The 17,610-nt window shown below is 42.1% G+C and carries 11 protein-coding genes; 8 read left to right on the top strand and 3 right to left on the bottom strand.

Translation table 11 applies throughout. From position 1 onward, the window contains the following. Positions 1-14: 14 nt before the first annotated feature. From QWT69_RS03975 to QWT69_RS03985, 3 genes are all read left to right on the top strand, one after another. A complete protein-coding gene (locus tag QWT69_RS03975; protein WP_317970894.1) occupies positions 15-1,373 on the top strand; it encodes an ABC transporter substrate-binding protein in 1,359 nt (452 codons plus the stop codon). A gap of 199 nt (positions 1,374-1,572) precedes the next feature. Then, entirely contained in the window at positions 1,573-3,957 is a 2,385-nt protein-coding gene (locus QWT69_RS03980) for a bifunctional 2',3'-cyclic-nucleotide 2'-phosphodiesterase/3'-nucleotidase (protein WP_317969191.1), read from the top strand. A 137-nt stretch (positions 3,958-4,094) separates the two neighbouring features. After that, a complete protein-coding gene (locus QWT69_RS03985; protein WP_317969193.1) occupies positions 4,095-5,171 on the top strand; it encodes a CapA family protein in 1,077 nt (358 codons plus the stop codon). Positions 5,172-5,215: 44 nt separating this feature from the next. On the opposite strand, the gene QWT69_RS03990 is transcribed toward QWT69_RS03985, so the two are convergent. The 3 genes from QWT69_RS03990 to QWT69_RS04000 all read right to left on the bottom strand — a co-directional run bounded on the left by QWT69_RS03990 (position 5,216) and on the right by QWT69_RS04000 (position 10,344). Continuing rightward, a complete protein-coding gene (locus tag QWT69_RS03990) occupies positions 5,216-7,396 on the bottom strand; it encodes a 5'-nucleotidase C-terminal domain-containing protein (RefSeq protein ID WP_317969195.1) in 2,181 nt (726 codons plus the stop codon). Positions 7,397-7,592: 196 nt separating this feature from the next. Continuing rightward, complete coding sequence (locus QWT69_RS03995; RefSeq protein ID WP_317969197.1) at positions 7,593-9,308, bottom strand: N-acetylmuramoyl-L-alanine amidase; 1,716 nt, start codon at positions 9,306-9,308, stop codon at positions 7,593-7,595. 133 nt (positions 9,309-9,441) lie between these two features. Beyond that, on the bottom strand, positions 9,442-10,344 hold the full coding sequence (locus tag QWT69_RS04000) for a C40 family peptidase (protein WP_317969199.1): 903 nt from the start codon (positions 10,342-10,344) through the stop codon (positions 9,442-9,444). A 384-nt stretch (positions 10,345-10,728) separates the two neighbouring features. On the opposite strand from QWT69_RS04000, the gene QWT69_RS04005 reads away from it, so the two are divergent. The 5 genes from QWT69_RS04005 (at position 10,729) to QWT69_RS04025 (ending at position 17,564) form a co-directional block, all read left to right on the top strand. Beyond that, entirely contained in the window at positions 10,729-11,832 is a 1,104-nt protein-coding gene (locus QWT69_RS04005; RefSeq protein WP_317969201.1) for a glycosyltransferase, read from the top strand. Then, the gene (murJ, locus tag QWT69_RS04010) at positions 11,825-13,108 is read left to right on the top strand and encodes a murein biosynthesis integral membrane protein MurJ (RefSeq protein ID WP_317969203.1); all 1,284 of its coding nucleotides are present in this window, start codon (positions 11,825-11,827) and stop codon (positions 13,106-13,108) included. The genes QWT69_RS04005 and murJ overlap by 8 nt, the downstream gene beginning before the upstream one ends. Positions 13,109-13,203: 95 nt before the next feature. After that, positions 13,204-14,307 carry an amidohydrolase gene (locus QWT69_RS04015; RefSeq protein ID WP_317969205.1) on the top strand — a complete coding sequence of 368 codons (1,104 nt, stop codon included), beginning with the start codon at positions 13,204-13,206 and terminating at the stop codon, positions 14,305-14,307. A 253-nt stretch (positions 14,308-14,560) separates the two neighbouring features. Next, positions 14,561-15,565 carry a TAXI family TRAP transporter solute-binding subunit gene (locus tag QWT69_RS04020; protein WP_317969207.1) on the top strand — a complete coding sequence of 335 codons (1,005 nt, stop codon included), beginning with the start codon at positions 14,561-14,563 and terminating at the stop codon, positions 15,563-15,565. A gap of 31 nt (positions 15,566-15,596) precedes the next feature. Then, positions 15,597-17,564, top strand: a complete 1,968-nt coding sequence (locus QWT69_RS04025; RefSeq protein WP_317969209.1) for a TRAP transporter permease — start codon at positions 15,597-15,599, stop codon at positions 17,562-17,564. The last annotated feature ends 46 nt before the right edge of the window (positions 17,565-17,610 follow it).

The raw sequence follows: 17,610 nt of genomic DNA on the forward strand, positions 1-17,610 counted from the left end.
GTACATTGAGAAAAATGCTTAAATCATCTTTGTTTTTAATACTCGTTTTAACAATGGCAATTTTAGCAGCATGTTCGAACAGTGATAATAAAGATAATGGGACAACGCCTTCAACAGATGGAAATAAAGGCGAAACAACAACTGATGGTGAAAAAGTATCCATTGAATTCTGGCACGCTATGTCCGGTACAGGACAGGAATCAATTGATAAAATCGTCAAAGGGTTCAACGATTCACAAGACAAATACGAAGTAAAAGCTGAATACCAAGGTTCTTATGAAGAATCATTGACGAAGCTTCGCGGTGTCGGCGGTACGAAAGATGCGCCTGCCATCACTCAAGTATTTGAAGTTGGAACGAAATATATGATTGACAGCGGTTATATCGAACCAATGCAGTCATTCATCGACAAAGACAACTATGATCTTTCACAGTTGGAAGAAAATATCTTGAACTATTATAAAGTAGATGGTGAGTTGTATTCGATGCCTTTTAACTCATCGACACCAGTTATGATTTACAACAAAGATGCATTCAAGGCAGCAGGACTAGATCCTGAGAAAGCACCTGGAACATTCTCTGAAGTAATTGCTGCATCAGAAAAGTTAACAAATGATAGTATGAAAGGCTTCTCGATGCTGACATACGGCTGGTTCTTCGAGCAGCTTGTAGCAACGCAAGGTGGTTTGTATGTGAATGAAGACAATGGTCGCTCAGGTGACGCGACAGAGGCCCTATTCAATGGTCCTGAAGGTTTAAACGTCTTCAATTTCCTAAATACAATGAACAAAGCAGGCACATTCGGTAACTTCGGAACGAACTGGGATGATATCCGTTCTGCATTCGCTACGGAAAAAGTCGCTATGTATATGGACTCTTCCGCAGGTGTTGCAGCGGCTATTAATAACTCACCATTTGATGTAGGTGTTGCGTACATTCCTTATGCTGATGAAGTGAAACGTAATGGCGTCGTTATCGGCGGAGCTTCCCTCTGGATGTCTAAAGGAATTGCCGAAAAGGAACAAGAAGCAGCATGGGAGTTCATGAAGTATATGACAACGCCGGAAGTTCAGGCACAATGGCATCTCGATACGGGCTACTTTGCCATCAACCCTGCAGCTTATGACGAAGAGAACGTTAAAGAGAAATGGGCAGAATTCCCGCAGTTTAAAGTAACTGTAGATCAGCTTCAGGATACTGTTCCTGGACTTGCGACGCAGGGAGCACTCATTTCCGTCTTCCCGGAATCCCGTCAGCAAATCGTAACGGCTCTGGAAGAATTGTACCAAGGTAAAGATCCGCAGGAAGTATTGGATAAGGCTGCGGAAGGAACAAACCGCGCAATGGAAATTGCGAATAAGACGAAAAAATAATACTGGGAATGTCCACTGGTTAAAAATAGCCAGTGGGCGTTTTTTGCATAGTAGGATAGAAAAAAGATGCCTAGATTGCTAGGCCCTAATTAAATCAAACTCGTTTTGTGGTATGATGAAGATTACTAATTTACCAATATTGGTTTTTTGTGCTAAGAAGCACTGAAAATAAATACAAATTGATAGGGAGTTGGACTGATTGTCGAAACTAAGAACAGCCGGAATGTGGCTGGCCATTGTGGCACTCGCATTTAGCAGTTTTACAATGTCGACTTTTGCAAATGCAAAAGGGGCGCAAGACGTAACTCGCGGCGAATACATAATCGCTGTAGTGGAAGCGCTTGCATATGAGTTGGAAGATGGGAGCACGACGGCATTTACGGATGTCGATGCAGATTTGGCACCGTTCGTGGAAGCCGCTGAGCGTCATGGACTGGTTAAAGGAACAACAGCTACACTATTCAATCCAAATCAGCCATTATCACGTGAACATGCTTTCCTGATTGCTGCACGCGCAGTGGAAACGGACAAAGCATTTCCAGTAAGTCTGCTAGACCGTTTTAAAGATAAAGACCAATTCAAAACGGCTGAACTTGAAGAACTTGCGAAAAGTGTAGGTTTGGATCTGTTCAGAGGCTATGAGAATGGTACTGCTAAACCGCAACAAATTGTAAGTAAAGGTCAGGTCGCAAAAATTGTCGATCGTTTGCTCTTGGTCATGAATGCTCCGCCTGTCGAAGAGGAAACCGACAAAGATTCAATCGCACTTCGCATTATGGGGACAAGCGATTTGCATACGAACTTTGTGAACTATGATTATTACCAAGACAAGAAGTCAAATGAATTTGGCTTAGCAAAAACAGCACTTTTAATTGATGAAGCACGTTCAGAAAATCCGAATAATTTGTTGTTTGATAATGGGGATCTGATTCAGGGGACACCACTTGGTGCATATAAAGTGACAGTGGAACCATTAAAAGAAGGAGAACTTCACCCTGCGTATGCAGCATTGCAAGCGGTTGGTGTTGACGTTGCCTCACTTGGTAACCATGAATTCAATTATGGTCTTGATTATTTGGATCTGGCTATGAAAGAAGCGAAGTTCCCAATTATCAACTCGACAGTTTATGATGTTGAGACTGGCGAAAACCGTTTTGAGCCATACGTTATTCTGGACAGACAATTTGTAGATGGCAACGGTAAGAAGCATGATGTGAAAGTCGGTGTTATCGGCGTTGTTACGACAGGTATCATGGGTTGGGACAAAGGACATCTTGAAGGAAAAGTAACAGCGCAAGATCCAGTCGATGCCGTTAATAAATTCCTGCCTGAAGTGAAAGAGAAAGGTGCCGACATCGTTGTTGTCATCTCCCACTCGGGTATCGGCGATGAAGAATATACACCAAACAAAGAGAACGTTACGTATCAGCTGTCTGAAATCGAAGGTGTTGATGCAATCGTAACTGGTCATGATCACGGGGTATTCCCAGGTAAAGATTATGGTCATTTAAAGAATGTAGACCTTGACCAAGGAACGATTAACGGAACACCAGTCGTCATGCCTGGTAAATTTGGGAGTCATTTAGGCATGATCGATTTGGAATTGATTCAAAAAGACGGCAAGTGGACAGTGAAGAACGGTAAAGGGTATGTCCGTGAAATTGATAAGAAATCGGACAAGGTTTCCGAAAAAGTGATTGAAGCAGTAAAAGAAGCACACGAAGGGACAATTGAATATGTCCGCAGCCCTGTAGGGAAAACGACATCTACAATTACGAGTTATTTCTCTCAAGTGAAAGATGATCCTTCTATCCAGATTGTCACAAATGCACAAAAATGGTACGTGGAAAATCAAGTAAAGGGTACGAAATATGAAAGCTTGCCACTTCTTTCATCAGGTGCACCTTTTAAAGCGGGTGGACGTAACGGTGCAAACTATTATACGGAAATCCTTGAAGGTGAAATTGCGATTAAGAACGTAGCAGATTTGTATGTATTTGATAATACGGTGAATGCGCTTGTTCTGACAGGAGCAGACGTGAAAGAATGGCTCGAAATGTCTGCAGGCCAATTCAACCAGATTGATCCTGCTTCAAAAGAACAGCAGAATCTGATCAACGAAGATTATCGCACATACAACTTCGATGTAATTGACGGTGTGACATATGATGTGGATGTCACACAACCGGCGAAATATGATTATGAAGGCAAAATTGTCAATAAAGATGCAAGCCGTATCGTAAACTTGCAGTATGACGGAAAAGACATTGATCCGGCACAGGAATTCTTAGTTGTTACAAACAACTATCGTGGATCGGGAAGTTTCCCGGGTGTTGTAAAGCACACGGATAAGATTGAATATGCATATGAAAACCGTGAAGCAATTATGGATTATATGATTGCTGAAGAAACAATCGACCCAGCGGCAGATGGCAACTGGAAGTTCGTGCCGATTGAAGGAGAATTGAATATCGTCTTCGAATCATCTGCAAAAGCAAAAGATTTCATTCCGAAAGACAGTGGAATTGAATTTATCGGATTGACGAAAGATGGCTTTGCGAACTATTCATTAAAGTTGAACTGATCATGAAAACTGCGGGACATGTCTTTGCACATGTTCCGCAGTTTTTTTGTTTATTTTAGCATCTTTCTTTTTATTACTTATGGAGTATAATGGTAAAATAGGAAGATGTGTGAATTAGATAGATAGGGGTTAGCTGATTGAAAAGGATAGTTTTTTTATTAATGATCTCAACGGGATTCTGTGCTGGTTGTTCAGAAGAAGAAAAAATATTGCCCGTGGCTGATTTTGAAACGCTGAATAGTGAACCGGCAAAGCTCGAGTTGAAGATCCACTCCAATGAATTCACAATCGGGATGATTGGGGATATTCTTCTTCACAATCCGCTTTATACATATCCGGACTACAATTCTTCGTTTGCCGCTGTGAAAGAAAAAATGATGTCCATCGATTATCTTCTCGCTAATCAGGAATCGTTGCCAGGTGGAGCTGAACTTGGCTTATCGGGCTACCCTCGATTTAACAGTCCAAAGCATATAATTAGAGACTTGAAAAAGAATGGTGTTGATATGCTGTCCATTGCGAATAACCATACGATGGACCAAACAGGAAGTGGACTTCTTAAAGCGATTGCGCATATGAAAGAATATGGTATGCCTTACGTAGGGGCTTATGAATCTTCGGAAGACAGAGATACTAAACGGATTATCGAAGTGAATAACATCCGTGTCGGGGTTCTAGGGTACACATATGGTTTAAACGGAATGCCGACCCCTGCCGGTAGAGATTATATGGTTTCCCTCATCAATCAGCAGCAAATGATAGAGGATGTAACTGAAATGAAAAAGCATGTAGATCTGACAGTTGTTTCAATCCATTGGGGAATTGAATACCAATTAGAACCGTCTGAGGAACAGAGAGAACTTGCCGGTATGTTGGCAGATGCAGGTGTAGATATCATTTTCGGACATCATCCGCATGTGCTGCAGCCTTATGTTGAAATCGGTAAGACGAAAGTGTTTTATTCACTTGGTAATTTTTACTCTGCTCAGCAATTCGATTCGACAAACATCGGAGGCATTGCCGAAGTACCTGTAAGCAAGAGTGAATTAGCGGGAAGGTCGTTCATTGCTGTTGGTACGCCGACATTTTCACCCACAGCTGTGATTCGTGACAAGAACCGTAAATATGTAGTCGTCCCCTTACAACAAGCGGGTGATGCTGTAGAGTATGATACAGCATGGGTCGAAAACCAAGTCGGCCTATCCGCCAAATGAAAAACTCCTCATCCATTGCACGTGGATGAGGAGTTTGTTCGTTATTATTCAGCTTTCTTAACTTGCTTTGTTGTGTAAAGGAAGTTTGAAATGATTTTTGCTGCTTGCTGATGTGTCGTGAACTGTTCAGGCATGAATTTACCTTCATAGCCTGTAGCAATATCGAATTCATGCAACAATGAAATTGCGTTTACCGCTTCTTCAGAGTACTTTCCAAAGTCAGTGTAAGGCGCTTTTTCAGCAGTATATTTTTCCCCTGTATAGTTCTCAAGAGCGCGTTCAATGATCAAAGAGAATTGAGCGCGTGTCACTTTATCATTTGGCATGAACTTATCATCAGTACCTTTAATGATGCCGTGCTCGTATGCCGCTGCAATATCCGCTTTCAACTCATCAGTGAGTCCGTCAAGATCTTTAAAGGGTGCTTTGCCAGTTGCTTTCAAATCATGTGCTTTGACAATCCAAGAAACCATTTCAGCACGTGTGATTTGTGCACCTGGTTTGAATGTTTTAGAATCATTCAGAATACCGCGCGTGTAGATATCTGAGATATATGGATATGCCCAGCTATCCATTTTGACATCTGTATAAGGGAGAAGGGCAACTACCCGACCTTCAAGTCCTTGTTTTACAGTACCAAGTGATTTCAAGTGATCGGCAAAGTTCTCCCAGTCACTGAAACCAGGTTCGCTGACGCGTCCTGCATTATAAGCTTTTTCTAGTGCTTCGAATCCATCCCCACCTTTTGCAGTGAAGTTATTTGTAGCCGCTTTGTACATTTTATCAGCTTCGACTTCTTTTCCATCAATTTTCATTGAAACGACACGCTTGCCTGGTTCAGCATTCATATCAAATACGACTTTCATTCCTGCCATATGGAGGAAGGCGCCGCTTTCTTTAGGATAGTTCTTTAAGCTGTGCTCAACTGTTGATTTCAATTCTTCACCAGTCACTTCAATAATAGCAAGAGGGTTAGTGAATGGAAGTACTGAAAGCACGTCACCATAAGAGATTGATCCTTTATTGATGGATGTACGAATACCTCCACCGTTTTGCAATGCAATGACAACATCTGGGTCAATCAGCTTCGCTTTTTCAAGCATGCCGTCAGTAATGATGTTCCCTAAGTTTGATTCACTTGAACGAACCCCGCCTGTCAGCGTTTTGATATTTGTTGTCATATCACGTAGTCCGCTTAGGAATACTTCTGCTGTCGCACCAGTAGGGTTATTTTTTATTTCATCAATTTTATCTGCGTATGGTTTAAGCATTTCTAATACAGTAGGATCTTCTTTAACTTCTTTAGTTGCGTGAAGTACTCCGTTATATTCTTTGATGACACCGTTTTCATCGAACGTTATATCTAACTCACCTAAGAAATTATAATATTCGTTGGCTTGAACGATTAGGACAGGTTCCTTATCTTTATTGATAACTTTAGGTTCTTTCAGTTCAGTATGCGAGTGTCCGCCTACGATAATATCAATACCCGGAACATTTTCAGCAAGTACTACATCAGTTCCAAACCCATTATCCGTTTCAGAACCAAGATGTGTTAAAGCGATAATTTTGTTGATGCCCATTTCTTCAAAAGCGGCAACAGCAGCTTTCGCTTCCGTAATATAGTTCGTGAATGTAACTTTGTCGGGGCTTGCAATGGAAATTGTCTCTTCAGTTGTCAATCCGAAAATCCCGATTTTTTCGCCATTCACTTCTTTAATGATGCCGTTGTATACTTTGCCATCTTCAGCATTTTCAACAACTTCACGTGTCTGTAAGCCGTCAAACAGGCTGTCCTGAGATAAATCCGTATTTGCAGCTACAATCGGGAATTTAGCTCCTTTAACGAAATCAGCCAAAGCCTTGTGGCCATCATCTGAATCACCCAAGTCAAATTCATGATTACCAAAGACCATCGCATCGTAGCCGAAGTAATTCATGAATTCTAAATCCGCTTGTCCTAGGAATTCATTGAAATAAAGAGTGCCGGAGAAAACATCACCAGCGTTCAAAAGAACATTATACGGTTTTGCTTCCTGTTTTTCCTTCAGCACAGTTGCAAACTTTGCGACGTTGTCGAGTTTCGCATGCGTATCATTCGTATGGAAAATAGTCATTGAAAAGTCTTTTGAACCTTCTTCTGCTGAAACTGCTACTGGTGTGATTCCTGCCACGCTGAATAATAGCATGGACGCAGCCGCACCTTTAAAATATTTCTTTGACATGGGACACCATCCTTTTCGTTTTTTATTCACCACTATTTCAAGATAATAAGTAAATATGGAATAATGATGAAAATAAGTTCAAATCAAGTGTACCATTATCAAAATTAAAGGACAAATGAATTTTAAGTAAATAACTAGATAGCTAGTTAGACAAAAAAACCGGAAAGAAGAATAATCTTCTTTCCGGCATAATTTATCAATCTTCTGAGTAGTATTGTACAAGACCTTGATAGATCGCTTCTGCATAAATCTCAGCGTACGTATCACTTGCAAGCTTCTTGTAGTCTTCAGCATTTGACAGGAAGCCCAATTCTACAAGCACTGCAGCAACGTTGTTGTTGCGCACTACGTAGAAGCGTTGATCGCGTACACCGCGATCCGCCATATTGGCTGACTTGACAATGTTATTGTGTATTTTAGCAGCTAGTTTCTTACTCTCCGCGGCATTCGGATTTGTGGAAGAATCATAATAGACTTCCGTTCCTTTTGCAGCAGGGCTAGCTGAGTTGACGTGTATCGATACAAATGATTCAGCGTAATTGTTCTTAGCGAAATTTGTACGTTGCTCCAAAGTGAGGTAAGAGTCATTTGAGCGTGTCATAAGAACTTTTGCTCCAGCGCGTTTCAATCGTGCTTCGACACGCTTTGCAACGTTTAGGGTGATTTTACTTTCGGTCATTTTGTTGCTGGAAGTACCCGGGTCTTTTCCGCCGTGGCCAGCATCAATAACGATAATGCGTCCATTCAACGGGTTACCAGTTTTATTAATAAGTTTCAAGTAGTTTTTATGAATATAACCTGTCCCGCTTGACGTATTGATTTTTGCCCAATGGCCGTCTAGTGACACGACATCTACTTTCTGCCCTGCGGATAGCTTCCCGACGATAGCAGATGATGTACTAGCTGTTTTCCTAATATTAAGACTGGAAGCAGTCACTTTCCCGACTAATCCTGTAGGGGAAGGGGTAGGAACGATCTCTTCTTCAGGTTCCTCGATTTCCGGCTCTGTCACTTCAGGTTCAGACACTTCAGGCTCATCGACTGCGACGTCATCGTCAGAAGGCGTTTCTGTGCCAACTTCCTTTGTGAACTTACCGTGAATATAACCGTTTTTGCCGTTAATAAGAATGGACAACCATTCACCATTCTCTCCAAGGACTTCGACGATATCACCATCGTTCAACTTGTGTACAACATCTCCAGTCACTGCTGGGTGTGTACGTACATTCAATAAATCTCCGCCAGTTACAACTTTGGCAAAATACGTACGTGATGTTTGTTCGGGTAACTTCACGGGTAGCTTATACGTATCGTTTAATGCACGTGCAACGAACAGTGCGAATTGAGAACGTGTTAAGTAATCGTTTGGCAGGAAGTTTCCTGCGTCACCTTGAGTTACACCGCCATAATATAGCCCGTTAACTTGAACAGCGTATTTATGACCTTTCATATCTCTTAGCATCAATGGTTTTTCGACACTGATTTCTTCTGACAGTTTAAATGCTTTTGAAAGAGCATAGCCCATTTCATCACGTTTAATGAATTCATTTGGTTTGAAACTGCCATCCGCTTGTTTATTGAAGAAACCGAGTGCGACAGCTTGGCTTGCGAAATTATGTTGTTCAGTACCGGGTTTTAAATCTTTGAACTGCGTAGATGGTACTGACATGTTTTGATTATCTGAAGCGATGACAAGCATTTTTGCAGCATGTGCACGAGTAAGCTTATCGCCAGGATTGAATTTATCCGCTTGATTGACGATGTTAAGATCTGCTATGTAATGAACTTGCTCATAATATTCCTTGTTCGTCGGAATATCCGAGAATTGGAACTTTGCCGAAGAATGTCCAGGGACGATGGAAACAAGAGCGAAAAACAGAGAAGTGATTACTGCCCATTTAAACGTTTTCATGTTGTCCTCCTAATTTAGATGTAGGTTTAGTTTAACAGTGATCATAGTGTAAATCTAGACGAAAATAATAGATTACTAGCATATTTCGTAAAAAAAAGGCGTCCAGTAGAAAGGAGCGCCTAATTTCACAAGTTTATTGATTGAGACGGTCAATGATTTTTTGGAATTGCTTTTCAGTTAACTTATCGTTAAGACCGAAACTTCCATCTTCATATCCGCTTGCGACATGATTGAAAGCTAAGATGTTAATATATTCTTGCGCCCAATGATCAGCCGGCACGTCTGTGTAGTTTGTTGGAGCTGAACCTTTTAAGTCGAATGCTTCAACGATCACTTTAGCCAGTTGTGCACGCGTTAATGATTCATCAGGATTGAATTTACCTTCGTTACCTGAAAACAGACCTGCATTGCTCACAGCGTTAATCGCGTCGAATTGTGGATGGTTTGCTGCGACATCGCTAAACTGCGCTGTATCAGCCTTTTCCAATCCCAATTCTGTCACAAGTGTTTCAGCAATTTTTGCACGTGATACATAATTAGGCGTTTTTTCAGTTGCTACTGGTTCTTCGAAAGCGACATTTTTGTCGTTATTGAAACTGGCAACACGTTTTGCTCCCAAGTATCTTTTTCCCCAATAAGCAGGGTCGTTTACAGAAGAAATCATGACGCCTTTACTAGTAGAAGAATGGATGAAGCGATTAGAGCCAATCGAGATACCGACATGTGATACTCCTTTGCCGGTTGTATTGAAAAATACTAGATCACCAGTTTGAAGATCACTTTTCTTAACAGCAGTTCCCATAGCATACTGTTGACCAGTTGATCTTGGAATTGAAATGCCTTGTTTCTTAAAGACGAATTGCGTATATCCTGAGCAGTCGAATCCGGAAGTGGTTGTGCCTCCATAGGAATAAGGTGTTCCCATGTAATTCCGCGCTGTACTGACGAGCGAGGTTGGTGAATTCGCCGAGGCCATAGCTGGAATGGACGTTGAAATTAGTAAACTAGCAAACACGAGAAAAATCAGTCGTTTCATAATGGTTCTCAAATTCCCCTTTCGCACGTTTACGTACAGTGTGCTTTATCTGAGATTATCCTATCATAGCTAAACCTCTATTTCGGTTACAGTTATATTACAAACATATTACATTCAAATTGAACTCGACGAAGTCAATGGTAGCAACAGTTTCTTAGGAATAGGAAATGCAAAACAAACAATATTCTTCCTCTATATTTCTAGTTTCTATCTATTAAAACAAGATTCCCCATAAAAACCTCCTTCACGATTGAAACATTTCTGTAAAACTCTCCTTATTCGTCAACTATCGCCAATCTCACAAAAGGAACTACTGGCATGTTATAATCGTTCAATGTATAAATGGTTAATAATGAAGTCAATTTCAGATGGGATGAAAAATAAATGCATAAAATTGCCGTATTCAGTAATATGTATCCTTCAGAAAAACATCCGACGTTCGGGATTTTCGTGAAAAATCAAGTCGAGCTATTACAATCAAGAGGCCTAGACGTCGATGTGAGAGCAATTGATAATCCCTCAAAAGGGAAAGTAAATGCGCTGAAAAAGTATTTTTTCTGGTTCGTAAAATCGATCGGTTATATGATGAAAAACAAGAGCCAGATTTCATTAACGCATGCCCACTATGCTTTTCCGACGGGATATCTTTCGTTAATAGGAAAAAGGTTTTTCGGTTTGCCGTATGTCGTCACGGTTCATGGTGGGGACATTGATAAAATGGCTGCTAAAAATGAGCGGATTGCTAAAATGACTCGGAAGATCTTACAACAGGCTTCGGCAGTCATCGTAGTTGGTGAACGACTGAAGCGTAACGTGATCGAGCAGTTCGGAGTAGCAGAAGAGCATGTCCATACAATGAGCATGGGTGTCGACACGACAATCTTTCAACCAATCTCTAAAGAGGAAGTCCGACATGAATTACACATTCCTCAAACTGATAAGCTAATTTTGTTTGTTGGTAACATGATTGAAGCGAAAGGCGTACTCGATTTGGTGGATGCATTCAAGATTGTAAAGCAGTCGTATACAGATGCTTCTCTTCATCTAATAGGTTCAGAAAAAGATGAACGGTTCATGCAAACATTTGCCGCACGTGTGCAACTTGATGATGTTCATATTTCGCACCATGCGCCTATGCCGCAAAAGGAAGTGGCGAAATGGATAGCGGCAGCGGATGTGTTCGTCCTTCCTTCTCACCATGAAGGATTTGGGCTCGTTGCGCTAGAAGCAATGGCGACAGGCACAACCGTTGTGGGCAGTAATGTTGGTGGATTGTCCTTTTTACTCAATGATGGTGCAGGTATTCTCGTCGAAGCGAAAGACCCGGAATCTATATCTAACGGAATTGTCCAAGCACTCACTGATATTTCGGGGGACCGACAGGGCAAAATGGTACGTAAAGTATCAGAACACACATATGACGTCATTGCAGATCGACTGTTGACGATTTATAAAACTGTTTCGAAAGGGCGACAAACCGATGAATAAAATGATCAAGATCATTGGCGCCGTTGCCGTCATTAATATTGTCGCCCGGCTTTTCGGATTTCTGCGAGAAGTAGTCATCGGCAAACAATTTGGAACGTCAGCTGCTGCAGATGCGATTGCCGCTGCTTATACCATTCCGAACTTCATCTATCTCGTTGTTGGAGGGGGATTGACGACTGCTTTCATTTCGGTCTATCATTCATCAAAAACGGATAAGGCACTATTCGTCCGTCGTATGTTCACGTCCGTCTTAATGGCGGCAACAGTTATTACAGTGTTGGCGATTATCTTTGCTGAACCACTATTAAGACTCACGTTTAAAGATGTATCAGCGGAGAAGTTTGAACTGACCTATTCGCTATTTATGTGGATGATGCCTTCGGCAGTTATATTGGTACTATCCACTTGGCTTTCAGGTTTGTTGAATCTGAATGATAAATTTAAACTGTCGAGCGTCGCGATCCTAGTATATAATGCTGCATTTGTCATCATATCTGCTCCGTTAGCGGTTTATTATGGTGCGATGGCATACGGAATCGGGGCGTTGTTGAGTGCTATACTTATGGGTGCTTTCCTGTTCGCAGGCATTAAAAAGAGCAAATTGTATTCATTGAAACCAATGCTCGGCAAATCGGAAGATGTCAGAAAGGTATGGGTTATTGCCTTACCGATTCTTTTAGGCGGTGCATCGATGCAATTTTATACAATCATTCATCGAATTGCTTCCAATGGTTTATCGGACGGAGTCATGTCAGCAGTTAACTACGCATCAAAACTGAGTAATTTTCCCCAGGCAATCATGATGACGGCTGTTACGACAGTCATCTATCCAATGCTTAGTAAAAAGCAAGGGGAAGGGGATAATGAAACGATAAAAAAACTGTATAAAAAAGGCATGTTGCTATTGGCAGCACTTATCACCCCTGCAACGGCTGTCGCCTTCTTCTTTGCTGATCCGCTCGTCCGCCTCATTTTTGAAAGAGGAAACTTCGACAATGATTCAGTAATGATTACCGTACCGATATTCCGCATATTTGCGTTATCGATGTTCTTTCTTGCTGCAAACACATATGTCACACGATTCTATTATGCGAAAGGCAATTCCATGCTGCCGGTCATCTTTAGTCTCATTAGTGTGCTTGGCATAAATGTGCTCATTATTTATGCACTTATTGACTCTATGGGGGCCGTCGCAATTGCATACGGAACGGTTATCAGTTCTGCCATTAACCTCATCATGTTGATGATTTATGCACGATTAAAATGGAAACTATAATGGAAATTCAAAAGTCGGCTCGAAAACCGGCTTTTTTTCTTTGTCTACTTGCGCTATTCTGAAGGTAGAACGTAATTGGAATGGAGTGGATTGCAATGGCGGTGGATAAACAGATTGGTGAATGGTTCACGCATTTTCATCGGTATCCTGAAGTTAGTTGGAAAGAAGTCGAAACAACAAAGAAACTTGCTGAAATACTCACTTCAATGGAAGTTGAGCATCATACATTCGATGATGTGACTGGCGTTGTAGCTGAAATTGGGGAAGGGGAGCGGATCATCGCTGTCCGAGCAGATATCGATGCGCTCTGGCAAGAGGTTGATGGAGAATTCCGTGCCAACCATTCATGTGGCCACGATGCAAACATGGCAATGGTATTAGGCGCGCTTGCCTATTTAAAAGAACAGGAACTCGGCTGCCGCGTTCGTTTCATCTTCCAGCCAGCGGAGGAAAAAGGAAACGGTGCAAATTCGATGATTGATCGCGGAGCGGTTGACGGCGTATCTTATCTGTTCGGCGTTCATCTGCGTCCGATAGAGGAAATTCCGTTTGGCAAAGTATCACCTGCCATCCATCATGGTGCTGCGATTTTCCTAGAAGGAAACGTGAAGGGGATAGATGCGCATGGCGCGCGTCCGCAACAAGGAAAAAATGCATTGGATCCTATTTTTGCGCTTGCTGCATTCTTGAAGACGATTCATTTTTCACCTTACGAACCGTATTCCGCCAAGTTGACAAAAATCCAAGCAGGCGGGGATAGTTTAAATATTATTCCGGGCAGCGCTACGTTTGGCATCGATATGCGCGCACAGTCAAATACGATTTTAAAGGAATTGAAAATACAGGTTGATAAAGGTATTCGTTCGATTAGTGAGCTTTTTGATGTTGAAATTGAAGTGAATTGGTCGGATTATACACCTGCAGCGGAAGTATCTGAAGAAGCGGCAACGCTTGCGGAAGAAGCAATTAGAGAAGCAATCGGAGAGGAATCGTTCGCGCCAGCAATTATTACATCAGGTAGTGATGATTTCCACTTCTATACAATTCAACGTCCTGAATTGAAAGCGGCAATGATTGGAATCGGCGCAGACTTAGGGCCGGGTCTTCATCATCCCAACATGACATTTAATCATGACGCGCTCGACATCGGTGCGAAAGTCCTGGCAAATACATTGCACAAAGCATCGTTTACCAATTAACTCAGACCCCATCTCCCTAACTGTCTGTGAAAAGGGGATGGGTTTTTTGTTGTAAGGAAGTGCTTTTAATAGATAATAGTATTCCGTTTAATCGGAATAGAGTAAAAACTTATTGCTTATTGATGAAACTCCAGTATAATTAGAAGTAGATTCCATTTTTCGTAGCAGACGCACCCTTTCGAAATTGAATCATTTGTCAGTCATAATGTAAGCGCTTACGAAGAATGGAAAAATGAGTGAAGGGGGAATTAGAATGACAAAGTTACATCTACGAAGTCTTATGGTAGTTCTATTGGGAGCCATTCTAGTATTGTCCGCTTGTGGCGGAGGTAAGAAGAATATTGCAATTGGCCCGCCAGCAAGTGAAACAAACAACGTTGCGAAAATCGTATTGGATGCTTACGGAGTCGGCGACGGAGACTATAAGGCATTCCTGGAAGGATTCGGTGCAGCGGCTGACGGCGTGCAAGATGGCAATATCGATATTTCAATCGGGATTCTTGGTCTTCCAGCAGCGAGTATTGAAAGTTTGCAAGCGTCCGCAGGTGATGTGAAAATGATTAGCCTTTCTGATGATGCGATTAAGAAAATCGAAGAAAAATCGGGCTATAAACATTTTACGATTCCAAAGGATACGTATGATTTCTTGACGGAAGATGTACAGACGATTACTGCTTTTGCTATTTTAATGGGAAATACAAATACGATTGATGAAGAACTAGGATATGAATTGGCGAAGAGCATGATTGAAAATGCGTCTGAAAATACCCATGCTCAAGCGAAACAGATGATTTTAGAAAATGCTTTGAACGGAGCTGAAGGGTTGTTAATTCACCCTGGTGCAAAGAAATATTATGAAGAACAAGGTTTGACAGTCACTAACGAAGTGGCGACAGTGTCTGCGTCAGAAGGGGACCGGAAATCTGAGTTTACGCTTGGAACAGGCAGTCAAGGCGGGACATACTATCCACTTGGCGGAGAGATGGCGAACCTTTGGAATAAATACATTGATGGTATTAATGTGACGAATATGGAAACAGGTGCATCCGTTGAAAATATGTCATCGATTAGCAAAGATCAGATGGACCTTGGCATGTCTGTTCACGTACCGGCTTTGAATGCGCTAAACGGAAAAGCTGATTTCGAAGGAAATCCTGTATCGAATGCTGCGTTCATTGGACATATTTATCCGGAAGTTGTGCAGATTGTAACGAGAGAAAAGACGAAGATTAAGGGCTTTGAAGACTTGAAAAAATAAAGCGGTCTGACAGGCGGAAAGGTGGCAAAATATGAAAGATCAGAAGGTGGTAGATGCAGAAGGGATACTCGAAAAGTATGACAAGGAAAGTCAATTCCGATCAAATATTGGCAGATGGGCATGGGTTGTAGCCTTCCTGAGTATTTCACTAACGATCTTTCACTTATATACGGGAGCGACAAGCGTACTGCCTTCACAGCAACAAGGAGCAATTCATCTCGGAACAGCGCTTGGCATCATCTTCCTGCTCTATCCAGCGAAGAAAGAATGGCGAAAAACACAGAATAATGTGCCGTGGTATGACGTACTTCTTGCATTTGTTGCAATGTATGTGTCGTATCATAAAATCATATTTTTCGATTCAATCCTGCAAAGCAGGGTGTCTGGCTATAGCAATATAGACATGATTTTATCCATTATTGGCGTCCTGCTTGTGCTGGAAGCGACGCGACGGACAGTTGGACTTCCGATTGTCATCGTTGCAACTGTAGCGATGTTGTATGCTATATATGGAAATTATATACCGACTAAGGTTTTGTCACATCCAGGCTTCTCGATTGATCGGACGATGACGAATTTGTGGTATCGAGAAAGCGGTGTGTTTGGTACACCGCTTCAGATTTCTGCGAAGTTCATCTTTCTGTTTTTATTTTTCGGTGTGTTACTTGTCAATACACCTATCGGAAGGTTCTTCAATAATCTGGCGTTTTCATTGACGGGGCAATATACGGGTGGAACTGCAAAGGCGGCCGTCGTAGCGAGCGCATTGCAAGGAATGGTATCAGGTAGTTCTGTCGGAAATACGGTCGCAACGGGAAGTTTTACAATTCCTATGATGAAAAGAGCCGGTTTTAAACCAGAGTTTGCTGCGGCAACAGAGGCTTCTGCTTCTACTGGGGGACAAATCATGCCACCGATGATGGGTGCGGCAGCTTTTATTATGATGGAATATTTGGGTGTCAGCTATGCCACAATCATGCTTGCGGCACTTATCCCGGCAATCTTGTATTTCACAGGTATTTTCATCGGAACGCATTTCGAAGCGAAACGGTTGAAAATACTGGGCCTGCCGAAATCGGAACTACCGGTATTCAGAAAGATATTCATCCGCGATGGGTATATGATTATTCCTTTATTAGTCATCATCGTCACAATCATGTCGGGTTTTACACCTCAGCGGGCAGCATTGTTCGGCATTCTTGCGGCTTTTGTCATCTGGTTGGTAAATGCCAAATTGCGTAAGGAGTCGGAGTTCACTTTTAAACGCATTCTTTACGTACTGGAGCAAGGGGGAAGAGTTGCATTACCGGTCATCGCAGCAGTTGCAACGGCAGGTATTATTGCAGGTGTCGTCAGCATGACTGGATTAGGGGCTAAATTCGCTTCGGGCATCATTGCGCTGTCGAACGGTCATTTGATTTTGGCATTATTCTTTACAATGATTGCTTGTATCATCCTTGGAATGGGTCTGCCGACTACGGCCAATTATGTTGTTACGGCTACGATTGCCGCTCCTGCTCTAATTAACGAATTTGGCATCGCGCCGATTGCTGCGCATATGTTCGTCTTTTATTTCGGGATTGTCGCTGATATTACGCCTCCCGTCTGTCTTGCCGCATACGCTGGAGCAGGGATTGCGAAGGCAAATCCATTTAAGACGGGAACAACCGCGGTAAAATTAGCGATTGCCGCGTTCATCATCCCCTATGTATTCATTTATAATCCGCTATTAGTGTTTGTCGATGTGACACCTGTAAAGCTGGTGCTCGGTATTTTAACTGCAGTTATCGGCATGATGGGAATCAGTAGTGCGGTCATCGGTTATTTCATTAGGAATTCACGTCTTTGGGAACGAGTCATCCTTTTTGCTGGTGGCTTAATGCTCGTCATTCCCGAACTGACTACGAGCTCAATCGGAATTCTACTAATCGCGATCATCTGGGTCATCCAAAGGAGAAGACCGGAGGAGAAGCAGAATGTAGAAGAAGCGTTGGCGTAATTAGGAGAAGTGAAAAAAAGAGGAAAGCTGTGGTCCCGGGCTGGGG

Origin of the sequence: Sporosarcina oncorhynchi (assembly GCF_033304615.1) — a bacterium.
Lineage (GTDB): Bacteria > Bacillota > Bacilli > Bacillales_A > Planococcaceae > Sporosarcina > Sporosarcina oncorhynchi.

Bases quoted from the DNA above. Each gene is read 5' to 3' on its own strand.
- QWT69_RS04005 (WP_317969201.1), top strand. From the start codon at position 10,729: ATGCATAAAATTGCCGTATTCAGTAATATGTATCCTTCAGAAAAACAT.
- QWT69_RS03975 (WP_317970894.1), top strand. From the start codon at position 15: ATGCTTAAATCATCTTTGTTTTTAATACTCGTTTTAACAATGGCAATT.
- QWT69_RS04020 (WP_317969207.1), top strand. From the start codon at position 14,561: ATGACAAAGTTACATCTACGAAGTCTTATGGTAGTTCTATTGGGAGCC.
- QWT69_RS03990 (WP_317969195.1), bottom strand. From the start codon at position 7,396: ATGTCAAAGAAATATTTTAAAGGTGCGGCTGCGTCCATGCTATTATTC.
- QWT69_RS04000 (WP_317969199.1), bottom strand. From the start codon at position 10,344: ATGAAACGACTGATTTTTCTCGTGTTTGCTAGTTTACTAATTTCAACG.
- QWT69_RS04015 (WP_317969205.1), top strand. From the start codon at position 13,204: ATGGCGGTGGATAAACAGATTGGTGAATGGTTCACGCATTTTCATCGG.
- murJ (WP_317969203.1), top strand. From the start codon at position 11,825: ATGAATAAAATGATCAAGATCATTGGCGCCGTTGCCGTCATTAATATT.
- QWT69_RS03995 (WP_317969197.1), bottom strand. From the start codon at position 9,308: ATGAAAACGTTTAAATGGGCAGTAATCACTTCTCTGTTTTTCGCTCTT.
- QWT69_RS04025 (WP_317969209.1), top strand. From the start codon at position 15,597: ATGAAAGATCAGAAGGTGGTAGATGCAGAAGGGATACTCGAAAAGTAT.